This window comes from Bradyrhizobium sp. 172 (assembly GCF_023101065.1).
In the GTDB taxonomy this organism is placed as follows: domain Bacteria; phylum Pseudomonadota; class Alphaproteobacteria; order Rhizobiales; family Xanthobacteraceae; genus Bradyrhizobium; species Bradyrhizobium canariense_D.
This window is the reverse complement of the sequence record NZ_CP064701.1, coordinates 3,795,041-3,811,279: the sequence shown is the minus strand read 5'-3', so window position 1 is coordinate 3,811,279 and position 16,239 is coordinate 3,795,041. Positions and strand designations below refer to the sequence as shown.

General features: G+C 65.2%; 15 protein-coding genes. 8 read left to right on the top strand and 7 right to left on the bottom strand.

Annotated features, from left to right (window positions below; genetic code table 11):
* Window position 1: 1 nt before the first annotated feature.
* The 3 genes from IVB07_RS18390 to IVB07_RS18380 form a co-directional block, all read right to left on the bottom strand.
* Window positions 2–1,210 carry an MFS transporter gene (locus IVB07_RS18390; protein ID WP_085353232.1) on the bottom strand — a complete coding sequence of 403 codons (1,209 nt, stop codon included), beginning with the start codon at window positions 1,208–1,210 and terminating at the stop codon, window positions 2–4.
* Window positions 1,210–2,073, bottom strand: coding sequence for a 3-deoxy-8-phosphooctulonate synthase (gene kdsA, locus IVB07_RS18385; protein ID WP_018458071.1), 864 nt, complete (start codon window positions 2,071–2,073; stop codon window positions 1,210–1,212). Before kdsA ends, IVB07_RS18390 begins: the two co-directional genes overlap by 1 nt.
* A gap of 125 nt (window positions 2,074–2,198) precedes the next feature.
* A complete protein-coding gene (locus IVB07_RS18380; protein WP_247336773.1) occupies window positions 2,199–2,525 on the bottom strand; it encodes an NIPSNAP family protein in 327 nt (108 codons plus the stop codon).
* 195 nt (window positions 2,526–2,720) lie between these two features.
* On the opposite strand from IVB07_RS18380, the gene IVB07_RS18375 reads away from it, so the two are divergent.
* From IVB07_RS18375 to IVB07_RS18365, 3 genes are all read left to right on the top strand, one after another.
* Window positions 2,721–3,395 carry a response regulator transcription factor gene (locus tag IVB07_RS18375; protein WP_247362721.1) on the top strand — a complete coding sequence of 225 codons (675 nt, stop codon included), beginning with the start codon at window positions 2,721–2,723 and terminating at the stop codon, window positions 3,393–3,395.
* Window positions 3,392–4,768, top strand: a complete 1,377-nt coding sequence (locus IVB07_RS18370; RefSeq protein ID WP_247336776.1) for a HAMP domain-containing sensor histidine kinase — start codon at window positions 3,392–3,394, stop codon at window positions 4,766–4,768. The genes IVB07_RS18375 and IVB07_RS18370 overlap by 4 nt, the downstream gene beginning before the upstream one ends.
* A 103-nt stretch (window positions 4,769–4,871) precedes the next feature.
* Complete coding sequence (locus IVB07_RS18365; protein WP_247767770.1) at window positions 4,872–5,534, top strand: rRNA adenine N-6-methyltransferase family protein; 663 nt, start codon at window positions 4,872–4,874, stop codon at window positions 5,532–5,534.
* Window positions 5,535–5,538: 4 nt separating this feature from the next.
* Here the strand turns inward: IVB07_RS18365 and IVB07_RS18360 are convergent, their stop codons facing one another.
* From IVB07_RS18360 to tpiA, 3 genes are all read right to left on the bottom strand, one after another.
* On the bottom strand, window positions 5,539–7,170 hold the full coding sequence (locus tag IVB07_RS18360; RefSeq protein ID WP_007590604.1) for a CTP synthase: 1,632 nt from the start codon (window positions 7,168–7,170) through the stop codon (window positions 5,539–5,541).
* 166 nt (window positions 7,171–7,336) lie between these two features.
* A complete protein-coding gene (gene secG, locus IVB07_RS18355) occupies window positions 7,337–7,723 on the bottom strand; it encodes a preprotein translocase subunit SecG (protein WP_007590603.1) in 387 nt (128 codons plus the stop codon).
* Between the two features lie 157 nt (window positions 7,724–7,880).
* Complete coding sequence (gene tpiA / locus IVB07_RS18350) at window positions 7,881–8,639, bottom strand: triose-phosphate isomerase (protein WP_247362719.1); 759 nt, start codon at window positions 8,637–8,639, stop codon at window positions 7,881–7,883.
* Window positions 8,640–8,862: 223 nt separating this feature from the next.
* On the opposite strand from tpiA, the gene IVB07_RS18345 reads away from it, so the two are divergent.
* The 4 genes from IVB07_RS18345 to moaC are packed head-to-tail and all read left to right on the top strand — an operon-like array spanning window position 8,863 to window position 13,162.
* Window positions 8,863–10,761: a peptidylprolyl isomerase gene (locus tag IVB07_RS18345; RefSeq protein WP_247336783.1), complete on the top strand. Its 1,899-nt coding sequence runs from the start codon at window positions 8,863–8,865 to the stop codon at window positions 10,759–10,761.
* Window positions 10,762–10,775: 14 nt separating this feature from the next.
* Window positions 10,776–11,789, top strand: coding sequence for an anthranilate phosphoribosyltransferase (gene trpD / locus IVB07_RS18340; RefSeq protein WP_247336787.1), 1,014 nt, complete (start codon window positions 10,776–10,778; stop codon window positions 11,787–11,789).
* 7 nt (window positions 11,790–11,796) lie between these two features.
* Window positions 11,797–12,618: an indole-3-glycerol phosphate synthase TrpC gene (gene trpC / locus IVB07_RS18335; protein WP_204511310.1), complete on the top strand. Its 822-nt coding sequence runs from the start codon at window positions 11,797–11,799 to the stop codon at window positions 12,616–12,618.
* A gap of 1 nt (window position 12,619) precedes the next feature.
* The gene (gene moaC / locus IVB07_RS18330; RefSeq protein WP_018458079.1) at window positions 12,620–13,162 is read left to right on the top strand and encodes a cyclic pyranopterin monophosphate synthase MoaC; all 543 of its coding nucleotides are present in this window, start codon (window positions 12,620–12,622) and stop codon (window positions 13,160–13,162) included.
* Window positions 13,163–13,171: 9 nt separating this feature from the next.
* Here moaC and IVB07_RS18325 read toward each other — a convergent pair whose 3' ends face one another.
* A complete protein-coding gene (locus tag IVB07_RS18325) occupies window positions 13,172–13,273 on the bottom strand; it encodes a Flp family type IVb pilin (RefSeq protein WP_247336957.1) in 102 nt (33 codons plus the stop codon).
* Window positions 13,274–13,415: 142 nt separating this feature from the next.
* On the opposite strand from IVB07_RS18325, the gene IVB07_RS18320 reads away from it, so the two are divergent.
* On the top strand, window positions 13,416–16,148 hold the full coding sequence (locus tag IVB07_RS18320) for an EAL domain-containing protein (RefSeq protein ID WP_247767769.1): 2,733 nt from the start codon (window positions 13,416–13,418) through the stop codon (window positions 16,146–16,148).
* Window positions 16,149–16,239 lie beyond the last annotated feature (91 nt).

Genomic DNA, 16,239 nt, shown 5'->3' with positions numbered 1-16,239 from the left:
TTTAGGCGACTGCATCCGATGGCGCCCGCTGTTTCAACAGCCGCGCACAGGCGAAGCCCAGCGCGACCATGATCGCGGCGCTCGCGAACAGGGTCGGCATCTTGCCGCCATGCTGGAGGCCAAGTCCATAGGCGAGCGGCCCCACCGTCTGCCCCATGAAGAAGAAGAACGAATGCAGCGACAACGCGGTTGCGCGCGCCTCGACCGAGAGTTCGCTGGCAAACATCTGAAGGCAGCCATGGGCGATGTAGAAGCCCCATCCCATCACGATGAGATTGAACGCCTGCACTTCCCAGCGCAGGCCGAAGCCGACGGCAACGAGCTGCGAAGCCACCAGCGTCATGCCCGCGATCATCATTCCCTTCATGCCCAGCCATGGCAGCAGGCGCGACACCGTCAGCGTGTAGAACAAGCCGCCGACCGCAAAGCCCGCGATGACGATGCCCGCGATCGAGAGCGAGGTCTGACCGAGCTCGAACAGGAACGAAGCGATGTAGGGAAACAGGCCGAGCACGCAGCAGCCTTCGATGAACACCGCCGCATAACAGACATAGGCGTTCGGGTTGGTGAAGATGGTGCGATAGCCCGCCTTCAGCGCCGACAGGCTCGTCTTCGGCGGATGCTTGACCTTGGCGCCACGAAAACCGGCGGCGACCGCGATCGAGGCAACGATCACCAGCGCGCCGAGCACCGCCAGCACGCCGCGCCAGCCGAGGAAATCGCCGATCAGGCCGGAGGCCGAGGCGCCGAGGAGATTGCCCGTCATCGCGCCGGCGAGCGTGCGGCTGATCGCGACCTGGCGCTTCTCCGGACCGACGAGATCGCTGGTCAGGCTGAGCGCCACCGGAAACACGCCGCCGGAGCCGATACCGGCGAGGATACGGGTCGCGAACAGAACCGAGAATGAGCTCGAGAGCGCCCCCAGGATGTTGGCAAGGCCGAGCAGCGCGAGGCAGCCGATCATCAGCCGCGTCTTGCCGAACAGATCGGCGGCGGCGCCGACGATCGGCTGGATGATCGAGAAGGTGAAGGCGAACACCGCGGCAAAACCGGCAGCGGTCGCGATGCTGACGCCAAAGTCCTCCGCGACGTGCGGCAGCACCGGATCGAGCGCGCGCGCGGAGAGCGCCGCGGCGAAGCTTGCACCGGAGATGACGTAAAGCGCGGCCGGCAGGCCGTGATCGTGCGCCCGCGCCTCGCCTTGCTGCATCAGCGCGGGTCGGCTTTGGTCGAATCCTTGGCGAGCGCGTCGAACGCCATCAGCCTTCGGATCAGCCCTTCGAACTCGCGCAGCGGCACCATGTTGGGTCCGTCGGACGGCGCGCTGTCAGGATCGGGATGGGTCTCGATGAAGATACCGGCAACACCGACGGCGACGGCTGCGCGTGCGAGCACCGGCACGAATTCGCGCTCGCCTCCGGAAGACGTCCCCTTCCCGCCCGGCTGTTGCACCGAATGAGTCGCGTCGAAGATCACGGGGGCGCCGGTGGTGCGCGCCAGGATCGGCAGCGCGCGCATGTCGGAGACCAGGGTGTTGTAGCCGAAGGACGCGCCGCGTTCGGTGACGAGCACGTTGGGATTGTTCGCGCTCGTGATCTTGGACACGACGTTGGCCATGTCCCAGGGCGCAAGAAACTGACCCTTCTTGACGTTGACGACCTTGCCGGTTGCGGCCGCCGCCAGCAGCAGATCGGTCTGGCGACATAGGAAGGCGGGAATCTGCAGCACGTCCACCGCCTGCGCCACCTCGGCACACTGCCCGGCGTCATGCACGTCGGTCAGGACCGGCAGGCCGAGCGACGATCGGATTTCGGCGAAGATCGGCAGCGATTGTGCAAGTCCGAGGCCACGCGCGGCCGACGCGCTGGTGCGATTGGCCTTGTCGAATGAGGTCTTGTAGACGAGGCCGATCTGCAGCCGCGCGGCGATCTCCTTCAGCGCGGAGGCCACCTCCAGCGCATGCTGGCGGCTTTCGAGCTGACACGGCCCGGCAATGATCGAGATCGGCAGATCATTGCCGAATTTGACCTTGCCAATGGTGACGACCGGAGCCGCTGACGTCGAAGAGCTCAAGGCAAATCCCTCGTTTCGGCGCGACCATAGCCGCGATGAAGGGCGGATCAACCCCATTCGGCCTGGGCTCCCAGAATATCAGGGTTGCGCCCAGGCTCCCCGCGACGCCCTCGCGCCGGCCGTCTCTACTTCACCGACGAGAAGGCGGTCGGCGCCAGGATCTGGCTGACGATGTTGCCGACGATCTGGCCGTCCGCCTCGCTCTCGGCGCGCCCTTTCATCCAGTCCGGATCGGTCATGAAGGCGGCCCACTTCTTCTCGCGCTCGGCGAGCGACTCCCAGGCCAGGAAATAGGTCAGCTCCTGGTTGGATTCACCGATCAGGGTCGTGAAGAACCCGGCCTGCTTGATGCCGTGCTTTTCCCACACCTTCAGCGTGACGGTCTCGAACCGCTTGAGCAGTGCCGGCAGGCGGCCGGGCACGCAGCGATAGATGCGCATTTCGTAGATCATTCGTATTCCTCCCTGATCAGGTCCGGCGGTTATAACGGCCGGCCCCGACGGTGTCTTGAGGCCCGCTCGGCCGCCCCGGTAGCGTTCCGTGCATGGCTAGAGCCGCTCAAGCCGCTTCATCGAGAGCCGGTTCCCGCAATGCTGCCGCAATGATACGGCCGCTAGAATGGCGCGATTGAGGTTGAGGTGCGGATCATGCGGATTTTGCTCGTCGAGGACGAGGCCGAAATGGCCGACGCGCTGGTGTCGGCGCTGAAGCGCTACGACATGGTCGTGGACCACGCCCCGACGCTTGCCGAGGCGGAAGAGGCCATTTCTGCCGACGTCCACGCCGCCGTCCTGCTCGATCGCCAGCTTCCCGATGGCGACGGTCTCACCCTGATCCCGAAACTCAGGGCGCGCGCCGACGGCGTGCCGATCATCGTGTTGACGGCGCGCGGCGAACTCGCCGACCGGGTCGCCGGACTGGACTGCGGGGCGGATGATTATCTGTCAAAGCCGTTCGCGGTGGAGGAATTGCTGGCGCGGCTGCGCGCCGTGCTGCGCCGGCCCGCCGGGCTGCATCCCGACATCATGCACGCCGGCCGCCTCGCCTTCGATTTCGGCCATCGCGAGGCAAGCATCGACGGGGCTCCGCTCGAGCTGCCGCGACGCGAGCTCCTCGTGCTGGAAGCCCTGGTCCGCCGCATGGGCCGGACCGTGCTGCGCTCCGCGCTGGAAGAAGTCGTCTACAGTTTCGACGACGAGATCCAGTCGAATGCGCTCGATACGCATGTGTCGCGCCTGCGCCGCAAACTCTCGGAAGCCGATGCGCGCGTGGAGATCCACGGCATCCGCGGCGTCGGCTATCTCCTGAAGAAGCTGCCATGAGCAAGCACCACGAACCCTATTGTCTGCGCTCGCGGCTGAGCTTGCGCCTGCTGTCGCTCCAGGCGGTGCTGCTCACGGCGCTCGTTGCCGTCGTCGTCGGGGCATTGAGCGCGTCGGGATTCGTGATCGCCGGACGCGACGAAGATCGCGTGATCGATATCTTCCAGCGCGCGCTCGGACGCGACGCGCAAGGCGACCTGGTCCTGCGGTCGACGACCGAACTGAAGCAATTGCGCAGCGAGACCCCCGATCTCTGGTTCCTGGTCCGCGACAGGCAGGGACATTCGCTCAGCGAAGGCCCCGTGCCGGCCGAATTCGCCGCCATCGGCAGCGGCCTCGACCAGATCAGCCAGGCCCGGCTCGGCTGGCAGCTGTTCGAGGACGATCCGCGCAAGCCCCCGGCGCGGCTGAAGCGGGTCGACACCGACGCCGGCAATGTGCAAATCATCACGGCGACGCAAGGCAGGCTCACCGGCGCCAAGGCGTTGTTCATGACATCGCTTGCATTGCTCGGCATCGCCCTGCCCGGCCTGCTCCTCATGGGAACGGCGACATTCATTGCGACGCCGATGATCGTGCGGGGCGCCTTCGAGGCGCTCGATGCGACGGCGGACCAGGCGCGGCGCATCGACATCCATCAACGCGGCGCCCGGCTGTCGCTGGATCGGATTCCGCTGGAGGTCGTGCCGCTCGTGACCGCTGTCAACGACGCGCTGGCGCGGCTAGACCAGGGCTATGCCCGCCACAAGCGCTTCGTCGCCGATGCCGCACACGAGTTGCGCACACCGATCGCGATCCTGAACACGCGGCTGGAGTCGCTTCCAGCGGGGCCGGACAAGACCCGGTTGCTGGAGGATTCCGCGCGCCTGGCAACGCTTGCCGAGCAGCTGCTGGACATTCAAAGGCTCGACCGCTGCGGCCATCCCTTCACGCGCGTTGACCTCGTCGCAATCGCGCAAAGCGCGGCCGCAGATCTTGCGCCGCTGGCCATTGCCGCCGGCTACGAGTTGGCGCTCGACGCCCCCTCCACGCCGGTCGAAACGATCGGCGATGCGGCGGCGCTGGAGCGCGCGCTGACCAACCTTGTGCAGAATGCGATCCAGCACGGCCCGCGCCGCGGCACCATAGGCATTCGTGTCAGCAGGCCCGCGAGCATCGAGGTCACGGACGAAGGCGCCGGCATTCCGGCCGATCAGCGCGAACAGATATTCGAACCGTTCTACCGGCTGACACCGCTCGATCGCGGTGCCGGCCTCGGTCTCAACATGGTGCGCGAGATCGTGCTCCTGCATGGCGGCCACATCTCGGTCGCGGACACAGCGATCGGCGGCGCGTGCTTCAGGATGTCACTGCCGCCCGTCCGGGAGAATTGACGCAATCGACAGGCGGCACGCAATGCTGTCGCAATGCACTCAAGCGATTGTTCGGCCGCCTCACCTCTGACCTGCGAGGCGCAACCAAGATGCCGGAGTGCGCATGCCCAACGATTTCCTCCCGTTCTTCCTGTCATGGATGTCAGCCCCGCGCCGCGTCGGCGCGATCGCGCCGTCAGGCGCGGCGCTGGCCGATCTCATCACCCGCGAGATCACCGCATCGACCGGCCCTGTTCTCGAGCTCGGCCCCGGCACCGGCGCGTTCACCTACAAGCTGCTCAAACGCGGCGTGCGCCAGCAGGACCTCACGCTGATCGAATACGGCTCCGACTTCATGAAGGTGCTCCAGATGCGTTTTCCGAACGCGCGCGTCTTGTGGATGGATGCAGGGCGGCTCGCAACGGAGCGCCTCTATGACGGCGCGCCCGTCGGCGCGGTCGTGAGCGGCCTGCCGCTGCTCAACATGTCGACGCGCAAGGTGGTCTCGATCGTCGGTGGCGCGTTCAGTCATGTCCGCCCCGGCGGCGCCTTCTACCAGTTCACCTACGGCATGAGTTGTCCGATCCCGCGGCCCGTGCTCGACCGGCTGGGCTTGCGCGCAAAGCTGGTGGATCGTGCCCTGCTGAACGTGCCGCCGGCCGCCGTCTACAAGCTGACGCGACGGCCGCAGATGAAGCTCGTCACGGGATCGCTTGCGCCTGATACGTCAATGCCGGCCGCGCCGGAGCCGATGCATCTTGCAGGTGACTGCACCGCCACGCGCTGAGCGATTACACCAGGCGGCTCTGAACCATTGCCGCGCGAATGAACGACGCGAACAGCGGATGCGGCTCGAACGGTCGCGACTTCAGTTCCGGATGGAACTGGACGCCGATGAACCAGGGGTGATCCTCGTACTCGACGATCTCCGGCAGCACGCCGTCGGGCGACAGGCCCGAGAATTTCAGCCCGTGCTGCTCGAGGCGATCCTTATAGGCGGTGTTGACCTCGTAGCGATGGCGGTGGCGCTCGGAAATCTCGGTCGCGCCGCCATAGACTTCCGAAACGCGGCTGCCGCGATTGAGCGCCGCGGGATAGGCGCCCAAGCGCATCGTGCCGCCGAGATCGCCGGCGTTGGTGCGCTTCTCGAGCTCGTTGCCGCGCAGCCATTCCGTCATCAGGCCGACCAAGGGCTCCTTGGTCGGGCCGAACTCGGTGGAGTTGGCCTCCTCGATCCCGACGAGATTCCGAGCTGCCTCGATCACCGCCATCTGCATGCCGAAGCAGATGCCGAAATACGGCACGTCGCGCTCGCGCGCGAACTGCGCCGCGCGGATCTTGCCTTCGGCGCCGCGCTGGCCGAAGCCGCCGGGCACCAGAATGCCGTTGACGTGCTCGAGGAACGGCGCGGGATCTTCCTTCTCGAAGATCTCGCTTTCGATCCAGTCGAGATTGACCTTCACCTTGTTGGCGATGCCGCCATGGGAGAGCGCCTCGATCAGCGACTTATACGCATCCTTCATGCCGGTATACTTACCGACGATGGCGATGGTGACGTTGCCCTCGGGATTGCGGATGCGCTCGTTGATCTGCTGCCAGCTCCGCAGCTCCGGCGGAATCCGCGAGCCGATGCCGAAGGCGGCAAGCACTTCGTCGTCGAGGCCTGCCGCATGGTAAGCCTGAGGGACAGCGTAGATGCTGTCGGCGTCGCGCGCCTCGATGACGGCGCTCTCGCGCACGTTACAGAACAGCCCGAGCTTGCGCCGTTCCTCCTTCGGGATCTCGCGATCGGTACGGCAGAGCAGGATGTCCGGCTGGATGCCGATCGAGCGCAGCTCCTTGACGGAGTGCTGCGTCGGCTTTGTCTTCAGCTCACCGGCGCTCGGGATGTAAGGCAGCAGCGTCAAATGAATGTAGATGGCGTGATCGCGCGGCAACTCGTTCTTGAGCTGGCGGATCGCCTCGAAGAACGGCAGGCCCTCGATGTCGCCGACGGTGCCACCGATCTCGACCAGCACGAAGTCGTAATCGTCGTTGCCGTCGAGGACGAAATCCTTGATGGCGTTGGTGACATGCGGAACCACCTGGATGGTCGCGCCGAGATAATCGCCGCGCCGCTCCTTGGAGATGATGTCCTGATAAATGCGCCCGGTCGTGATGTTGTCGGCCTTGGTCGCCGGCCGCCCGGTGAAGCGCTCATAGTGACCGAGATCGAGGTCGGTCTCCGCGCCGTCATCGGTCACGAACACTTCGCCGTGCTGATACGGCGACATCGTTCCGGGATCGAGATTGAGATAGGGGTCAAGCTTGCGGAGGCGGACCTTGTAGCCCCGAGCTTGCAACAGGGCACCGAGTGCCGCTGAAGCCAGACCCTTGCCGAGCGAAGAAACCACGCCGCCGGTGATGAATATGTACCGCGCCATGGGGCTTAACCTCTAATCCCTCGAATTCGATTCGCCAAAGCGATTCGTATTCCGCCCCAAACATTTTGCGGGGCTGTGGGTGAGCCAGAACTGAGAGTGGTGACAGAGCCTTGATAGGGATTGTTGATCCAGGACGGTAGAAGCCGCCCTGCATGGCCCCCCTGTTTTATTGCGAACGCGGTACCTGCGGGCCGCTCGGTGCCGGAGCCTGCTGCTGCTCGTCGGCCTTCTTCAGCGAATCCAGGATGCCACCCGAGGTCGGCGGCGCGATCGGTCCGCCACCGGCCGGCTGTGTCTGCGACGCCGGCGCACCGATGATCGACGACGGCTTGCGGTCGTAGCCGGCATACCAGGACAGGAACAGGCTGGTGAGGAAGAAGCCGACGGCCAGAATCGCGGTGGTCCGCGTCAGAAGGTTCGCCGTGCCGCGGCTCGACATGAAGCCTGCGCCGCCTCCCATGCCGAGGCCCCCGCCTTCCGACTTCTGGAGCAGGACGGCGCCGATCATAACGGTGACGATCATGAGGTGAATGACGATGACAACGGTCTGCATAGTGTCCTTCCGTCACAAGCCGACAGCGCCGAGACGGCGGCCAATCGTGCTTCGCGGGGTTTTCCTGAAGTTGCGCGGTGTTACACGATCGGACGGGGCATTGCCACCCCCGATCAGCCCCGGACCAGTGGTTTGAACCAGCCAGGGACGGCCCTGCCTAAATAGGGCAGCCCTGCGCAATCGCAAGGAAATCGGCCGCCTTCAGACTGGCCCCGCCGACCAGCGCGCCATTGACGTTCTTCACGGCCATCAGCTCGGCCGCGTTCGAGGGCTTGACCGAGCCGCCATAGAGAATGCGCATCCCGGCGCCGTCAGCCTTGAACCTGGAGGTCAGGAATTCCCGGATAAAGCCATGAATCTGCTCGACATCCCGAGACGTCGGGGTCAGGCCGGTGCCGATCGCCCAGACCGGCTCATAGGCCACGACCAGATTGGCGGAGGTCGAGCCATCCGGCAGCGAGCCGGTGAGCTGGCCGAGCAGGATATCCAGGGTCTGGCCCGCATCGCGCTGGCCCTGCGTCTCTCCGATACAGACGATCGCCGTCACCCCGGCGCGCCAGGCGGCCTCAGCCTTCTGCCGGATCAGGGCTTCGCCCTCGCCATGGTCGGCGCGGCGCTCGGAATGGCCGACGATGACGGCGGTCGCACCCGAATCCGCTAGCATTTCGGCGGCGATGTCGCCGGTATGGGCGCCCGAGGCTTTGGGGTGGCAATCCTGGGCCCCCACCGCGACCTTCTTGCCGCGTGCCTTCTCGGCAAAGACAGCGATCAGGGTCGCCGGCGGGCAAACCAGCAGCTCGGCTTTGCCGGCCACCTCTGCCGCGCCATTGAGCATGGCGTCGAATTCGGCAGTCGAGGCCTTGAGGCCGTTCATTTTCCAGTTGCCGGCGATCAGGGGGCGGATGGCATCGGTCATGTCAAATTCCAGCAAAATTTGGTTTGTTCATGCGCTAGCAGAGGTCCCGTGGCAGTTCCAGAGACCAGGGGCTTTTAACCGCAGGGATCGAAAGCCCGCTAGACCCCAGGTTGCGGGGGGAAAGCCACCACTTTATGATGATTGATCAATTTGGTGACGCGCTTTTGCGGAATCTGCATTAAGACGCGCTCCCGTTCCCCTCCTGCCAAACAAGTTGGACCAAATGCTTCGAGGAATGCGCAAGGCCTCATCAAACTGGCTCGGCAAGACCATTATGGCCATTGTGATGGGCGTGCTGATCATCAGTTTCGGCGTTTGGGGCATTGCCGACATCTTCAAGGGTTTTGGGCAATCCACCGTGGCCAAGGTCGGCGGCACCGAGATTTCGTTGAACGAGTTCCGCCAGATTTACACTGATCGCCTCCAGCAGATCAGCCGCCAGTTCGGCCGGCCGCTGTCGCCTGAGCAGGCGCGCGCCTTCGGCCTCGACCGTCAGGTGCTCCAGCAGACGATCGCGGAAGCCGCCCTCGACGAAGAGGCGCGCCGGCTCGGGCTCGGCCAGTCCGACGACCAGATCCGCCAGCTCATCATGAACGACCCGAACTTCAAGGGCGTCGGCGGCAACTTCGATTCGAACCGCTTTCAGTCCGTGATCCGCAATTTCGGCTATACCGAGCAGCGCTACGTTTCGGAGCAGCGCAAGGTCTCACTGCGTCGGCAGATCACCGGCACGATCGGTGCCGGCCTCGAGCCGCCGAAGGCGATGCTCGACGTGCTGACGCGCTTCCAGAACGAGCAGCGCGCCATTGAATTCGTCAGGCTCGACGCAGCCCAGGCAGGCACCATCGACGCGCCATCGCCGGAGGCGCTCGCCGCCTATTTCGAGGATCACAAGGTCCAGTTCCGCGCGCCCGAATATCGCAAGATCGCGTTCGTCGTGGTCTCGCCGGAGGAGATCGGCAAGTGGAGCGAGGTGTCGGACGAGGACGCCAAGAAAGCATTCGACCAGCGCAAGGACCGGCTCGGCACGCCGGAGAAGCGCCAAATCCAGCAGATCGTATTCCCCAACGCCGCCGAGGCACAGGCCGCACGCGAGCGGCTCACCAGCGGGACGTCGTTCGAGGACCTCGGCAAGGAGCGCGGACTGAGCGCGTCTGACGTCGATCTCGGGCTCGTGACCAAATCCTCGCTCGATCCCGCAGTTGGAGACGCTGTCTTCGCGCTTCCCGCCGGTGAAATCAGCCAGCCGATCCAGGGCCGTCTCGGCACGTCGATCGTCAAGGTCGAAAAGATCGAGCCGGGCACTGAGGCGAACTACGCGAGCGTTGCCGCCGACATCAAGCGCGAGATCGCCACCGAGCGTGCGCGCGTCAAGGTCGCCGATCTCCGCGACAAGATGGAAGACGAGCGCGGCGGCGGTGCCAGCGTGATCGACGCGGCGCAGAAGCTCGGCCTCACCGCCGTGACCATCGACGCCGTCGACCGTTCCGGCCGCGCGCCGAGCGGCCAGCCGGTCTCCGGCATTCCGCAGGGCCTCGACGTGGTGTCGCAGGCCTTTAACACCGATGTCGGCGTCGACAACGACTCGATCTCGTTCAAGGGCGGCTATGTCTGGTACGACGTGCTTGCCATCACGCCCTCGCGCGACCGCAATCTCGACGAGGTTCGCGACCAGGTCGAGGTGCGCTGGCGCCAGGACCAGATCGCGACCAAGCTGAAGGCCAAGGCGACCGAGATGGTGCAGAAGCTCGAATCTGGCGGCAAGCTCGCCGACGAAGCAGCCGCGATCGGCGCCAAGGTCGAGACCGCCACCGGCTTCAAGCGGGACGACTCGCCCGCCAGCGTGCCCGCGGCCGTCGTGTCGGCCGCCTTCCGCGTCGCCAAGGACGGCGTCGGGCAGACGGCAGTGACCGGCGGCACCGAGGTGATCGTGTTCCGCGTTACCGAGATCATCGATCCCACCGTCGATGCCGCTTCCGATGCGGTCAAGAAGCTGAAGGACAGTCTCGACCGCGCGCAGACCGAGGAGCAGGTCGCGTCCTACGTCAACAAGCTTGAAACCGACATCGGGACCACGATTAATCAGGCCGCCTTCGCGCAGGTGACCGGCGCGAACCAGTGAGTTGAAAGCACGCGATGGACGACCTGAAATCGATCATTGGAAAAGTGGCGACCGGCGCCAGCCTGTCGCGTGACGAAGCGGCTTCCGCCTTCGACGCCGTGATGTCCGGCGAGGCTACGCCCTCGCAAATGGGCGGCCTCCTGATGGCGCTGCGGGTGCGCGGCGAGACCGTGGACGAGATCACCGGCGCGGTCTCGGCCATGCGCTCCAAGATGCTCACGGTCGATGCGCCCGCGGACGCCGTCGACATTGTCGGCACCGGCGGCGACGGCTCCGGCTCGGTCAATGTCTCGACCTGTGCCTCCTTCATCGTTTCGGGCGCCGGTCTGCCGGTGGCCAAGCACGGCAACCGCGCGCTATCGTCGCGTTCGGGCGCTGCCGACGTGCTGGCTTCGCTGGGGGTGAAGATCGATCTGAGGCCCGAACAGGTCGGCCGCTGCATACGCGAATGCGGCATCGGCTTCATGTTCGCGCCCGCCCATCATCCCGCCATGAAGAACGTCGGCCCGACCCGGGTGGAGCTTGCGACACGCACGATCTTCAACCTGCTCGGTCCGTTGTCCAATCCGGCCGGTGTGAAACGGCAGATGGTCGGCGTGTTCTCCCGGCAATGGGTGCAGCCGCTGGCGCAAGTGCTCAAGAACCTCGGCTCCGAATCCGCCTGGGTCGTGCACGGTTCCGACGGCCTCGACGAAATCACCCTCACCGGCCCGACCTTCGTCTCCGCGCTCCACAATGGCGAGATCCGGAATTTCGAGGTGACGCCGGAGGACGCGGGCCTGCCGTGCTGCGAGGCCGGTGCGCTCAAAGGCGGCGACGCCGACGCCAACGCTATCGCCTTGCAGGGCGTGCTCGACGGCAAGCCGAGCCCCTATCGTGACGTCGCGTTGATCAACGCCGCTGCCGCATTGGTCGTAGCGGGGCGTGCCAGGAATCTCAAGGAAGGTGTCGTGATCGGCGCAAAATCGCTCGACAGCGGCGCGGCGCGCGCGCGGCTGAAACATTTGATCGCGGTCTCGAACGGCTGAGCCTGACATGTCGGACATCTTGACCAAGATCGAAGCCTACAAGCGCGAAGAAATCGCTGCGGCCAAGCGCGCGCAGCCGCTGTCGGCGGTAGAGGCGAAGGCCAAGGCGCAAGCAGCACCGCGCGGCTTCCTGCGCGCGATCAAGGCCAAGCACGCCAATGGCGACTACGCGCTGATCGCGGAGGTCAAGAAGGCGTCGCCGTCAAAGGGCCTGATCCGCGCCGATTTCGATCCGCCGCTGTTGGCCAGGGCCTATGAGGCCGGCGGCGCTGCCTGCCTGTCCGTGCTGACGGACACGCCCTCGTTCCAGGGCCATCTCGACTTCATGGTGGCGGCCCGCGCGGCAACGTCACTGCCGGTGCTGCGCAAGGATTTCATGTTCGACATCTATCAGGTGGCGGAGGCCCGGGCGCACGGCGCCGACTGCATCCTGATCATCATGGCGGCGCTCGATGATGCCGCGGCAAAAGAGCTCGAGGATGCCGCCATCGCCCACGGCATGGACGTGCTGATCGAGATCCACGACCGCGTCGAGCTTGACCGCGCGCTGAAGCTGCGTTCGCCGATGATCGGCGTCAACAACCGCAATCTGCGCACCTTCGAAACCACGCTTGCGACCAGCGAAACATTGGCGCCGCTGATCCCCGGCGACCGGTTGATGGTCGGCGAGAGCGGCATCTTCACGCCCGCCGATCTCGCCCGGCTCGAGCGCGTCGGCATGTCGACCTTCCTGGTCGGCGAGAGCCTGATGCGGCAAGCCGATGTTACCGCTGCGACGCGCACATTGCTGGCGCGCGAGACGACGGCGCGCGCGACGGGCACGCGCTGACATGGCCCGCAAGCCGACCGCGACGAAACCAGCCAAGTCCGAGTCCAAGACCCAGTCCAACACCAAGACCGGCCCTGCCCTCACCCATATCGGCGCCTCCGGCGAGGCGCGGATGGTTGACGTGTCGGACAAGCCCGCCAGCGAGCGGCTCGCGGTCGCGGAAGGACGCGTCGTCATGACCAGGGCGACGCTTGACCTGATCGTGTCCGGCAACGCCAAGAAGGGCGACGTGCTCGGCACCGCCCGCATCGCCGGCATCATGGCCGCCAAGCGCACCGCGGAGCTGATCCCGCTCTGCCATCCGCTCGCGCTGTCGAAGGTGACGGTCGAGATCGAGCCAGACGCAACGCTGCCGGGCTGCCTCGTCCGCGCCAGCGTGAAGGTCACGGGCCCGACCGGCGTCGAGATGGAAGCGCTCACCGCCGTCTCGGTCGCCTGCCTCACCATCTACGACATGATCAAGGCGGTGGAGCGCGGCGTGCGCATCGAAGGCATCCATCTGGTCGAGAAGCTCGGCGGCAAGTCCGGCCATTACCGCGTCTGATTGCGGCTGCTACTTCAACGACGCGCTGATCGACCCGAATTTTGAACTGAGCTTGCTGCCCAGGCCGTCCACCACGGCGACGATCGCGAGCGCAATCAGCCCATACTCGATCGCATATTGATTGCTTTTGCGAGGGTCCCTTCACGGCCCATTAACCCAGCTTGCTAACTTCGCCTCCACTCCGTTCCCGTAAACCAACGGATGTTTCCGGGGCCAAGAATTGACCCTGGCGTGTGCACGACAACGATCGATCATGATGACGGGATTCGGCAGTCGCCTTTTTGACCAGGCCTTCGTGCGCAGCGGACCGATCCGCTGGCTGGTGGTGGGCGGCACGCTGTTGATCGCTGCGATCGCCGTCGGCGCGACGCTGATGGCGCAGAATTTCCGCGAACGTGCGCTGCGCAGCTCCGGGCGCGAGCTGGAAAACACCGTGCTGATGCTGGCCCATCATTTCGACCAGCAATTGCAGGATTTCGCGGTCATCCAGAAGGATTTCGTCGACTACGTCCGCGCAAGCGGCATCACCAGTGCGGCGGACTATCGCAAGCGCCTCGCCGGCCAGGACCTCCACCGGATGCTGCGTTCGAAGATCGAGGCACTGCCCTACATGGGCGGCGTCAATATCATCGATGCCGAAGGCAATTTGATCAATTCGTCGGCGGCATGGCCGGCCCCGAACGTGAACGTTGCCGATCGCGCCTATTTCCAGACCTTCCGGTACGATCCCGACGCTCCCGACGTCCTGATCGAGCCACTCTACAGTCGCATCTCCGGCGCATGGACCATCCTGATCGTGCGCAAGGTCGTCGGACCGAACGGCGAATTCATGGGTGTGGTCGGACGCGGCATTGAGCCGGCAAACTTCGAAAAATTCTTCGAGTCCGCCGTGCTCGGCGAAAGCACGACGATCTCGATGCTGCACCGGGACGGCATGATGCTCGCCCGTTATCCCCATTCCAGTGAATTGATGGGACGGAATTTCAAGAACGGTCCGTTCGCGCATCAAAGGGTTTTCGGGCTCGACCATTTTACCGGCCGCTTCATGAGCCCCGTCGACGGCGAGGACCGGCTGATTTCCTCACATGCCCTGCCTCACTTCCCGATCCTGATGATGGCCACCACGACGCGCGCGACGGCCCTGACGGACTGGCGCGAGCAGATCGGCATCCTGATCTCGGTCGCGGCCTCTTCTGCGCTCGCCATCGCGGGCGTGTTGATCGCGATCGTTCGCAAGCTCCTGGAGCAGCATCGTCTTTCGCGGGAACGGCTGACGCTGGAAAAGCAGCGTCTCGACCGCGCCGTCAACAACATGACCCAGGGCCTGCTGCTGTTCGACGCCTCGCAGCAGCTCGTGATCTGCAATCAGCGCTACATCGAGATGTACGGGCTGTCGGCCGAAATCGTGAGACCCGGCTGCAGCTTTCACGACATCATTGCACACCGCAAAGCCACCGGCTCGTTCACCGGCGATGCGGACCAGTATGTCGCACGGGTCCTGCGCGACGTCCACGTGCGCAATTCCATGGTGGTCGAGACCTCCGACGGTCGCTCGATCCAGATCGTGAACGAACCGCTCACGGATGGCGGCTGGGTGGCGACGCATGAGGACATCACGGAGCGCCGGCGTATCGAGGAGCGCATCACCCATCTCGCTCATTACGACGCACTGACCGACCTGCCCAACCGCACCATGTTCCACGAGCATCTGCGTCAGGAACTCGATCTCGTCGCCGGCGGCGAACAACTCGCGGTGCACTACATCGACATCGACGAGTTCAAGGGCGTCAACGACGCGCTCGGGCATCTCGTCGGCGACGAGCTCCTGAAGTCGGTCGCGCAGAGCCTCCACCGCTGTGCGGGGCCGGCGGACTTCGTGGCGCGCCTCGGCGGCGACGAATTTGCCATCGTCCAGAGCGCGGTGACATCGCTGGATCAGGTCAACGAACTCGTCGCGCGGGTGTTTGAGGCCATCCGCGCGCCGTTCGACTGCATGGGACATCATCTTGCCACCGACGCCAGCATCGGCATCGCGCTGGCGCCGCAACATGGAACGGCGCTGGACCAGATCCTGAAGAACGCGGATATGGCGATGTACGCCGCCAAAGCCGCCGGGCGCCGCACCTACCGTTTTTTCGAGCCGGAGATGGACGCCAAGATCCACGAGCGGCGGCAGCTCGAGATCGCCCTGCGCCACGCCATCGCCCAAGGCGGACGCGAAGGCGGCCTCGAGGTGTATTACCAGCCCTGCCTCAGCCTGAAGGACGACCGCATCACCGGCTGCGAGGCGCTGGTGCGCTGGCGCCATCCCGAGCGCGGCATGGTCTCGCCGGCCGAGTTCATTCCGATCGCCGAGGACACCGGCCTGATCAACGAGATCGGCGAATGGGTGCTGGCGACCGCCTGCCGGGACGCGGCGAACTGGCCCGACGACATCCGCCTCGCCGTCAACGTCTCGCCGGTGCAATTCAAGAGCGGCACGCTGGCGCTGAAGATCATGGCGGCGCTTGCCGCCTCCAATTTGTCGGCGAGCCGGCTCGAGCTCGAAATCACCGAGGCGGTGCTGATCCGCGACTACGACACGGCGCTTGCGATCCTGCATCAACTCCGCGCCATCGGCGTCCGCATCGCGCTGGACGATTTCGGCACCGGCTACTCCTCGCTAAGCTATCTGCACCGCTTCCCGTTCGACAAGATCAAGATCGACCGCTGCTTCGTCAACGACATCGCCGGCCCCGACGGCTCCGCCAGCATCGTGCAGGCGCTCGTCAATCTCGCGGCCGCCCGCCGCATGACCACCACGGCCGAGGGCGTCGAGACCGAGGAGCAGCAGCGGTTGCTGCGCGCGCTCGGCTGCTCCGAGATGCAGGGTTATCTGTTCAGCGCCGCAAAGCCCGCCGACAAGGTGCTGGAGCTGTTCGCAGCTCATCGCAGCCGTCTCGCCCGGCGTAATGGCGAGGAAGGCCGGCGCCGCGAGGCAAGCTAGTTCGACCTCGTGGTCGGCGCAGCGGCATTCCCAGAAGCTCTCCTCGATACACACGACGCAGGGTGTCGCGGAGGTCATGCAATTGCTGGAG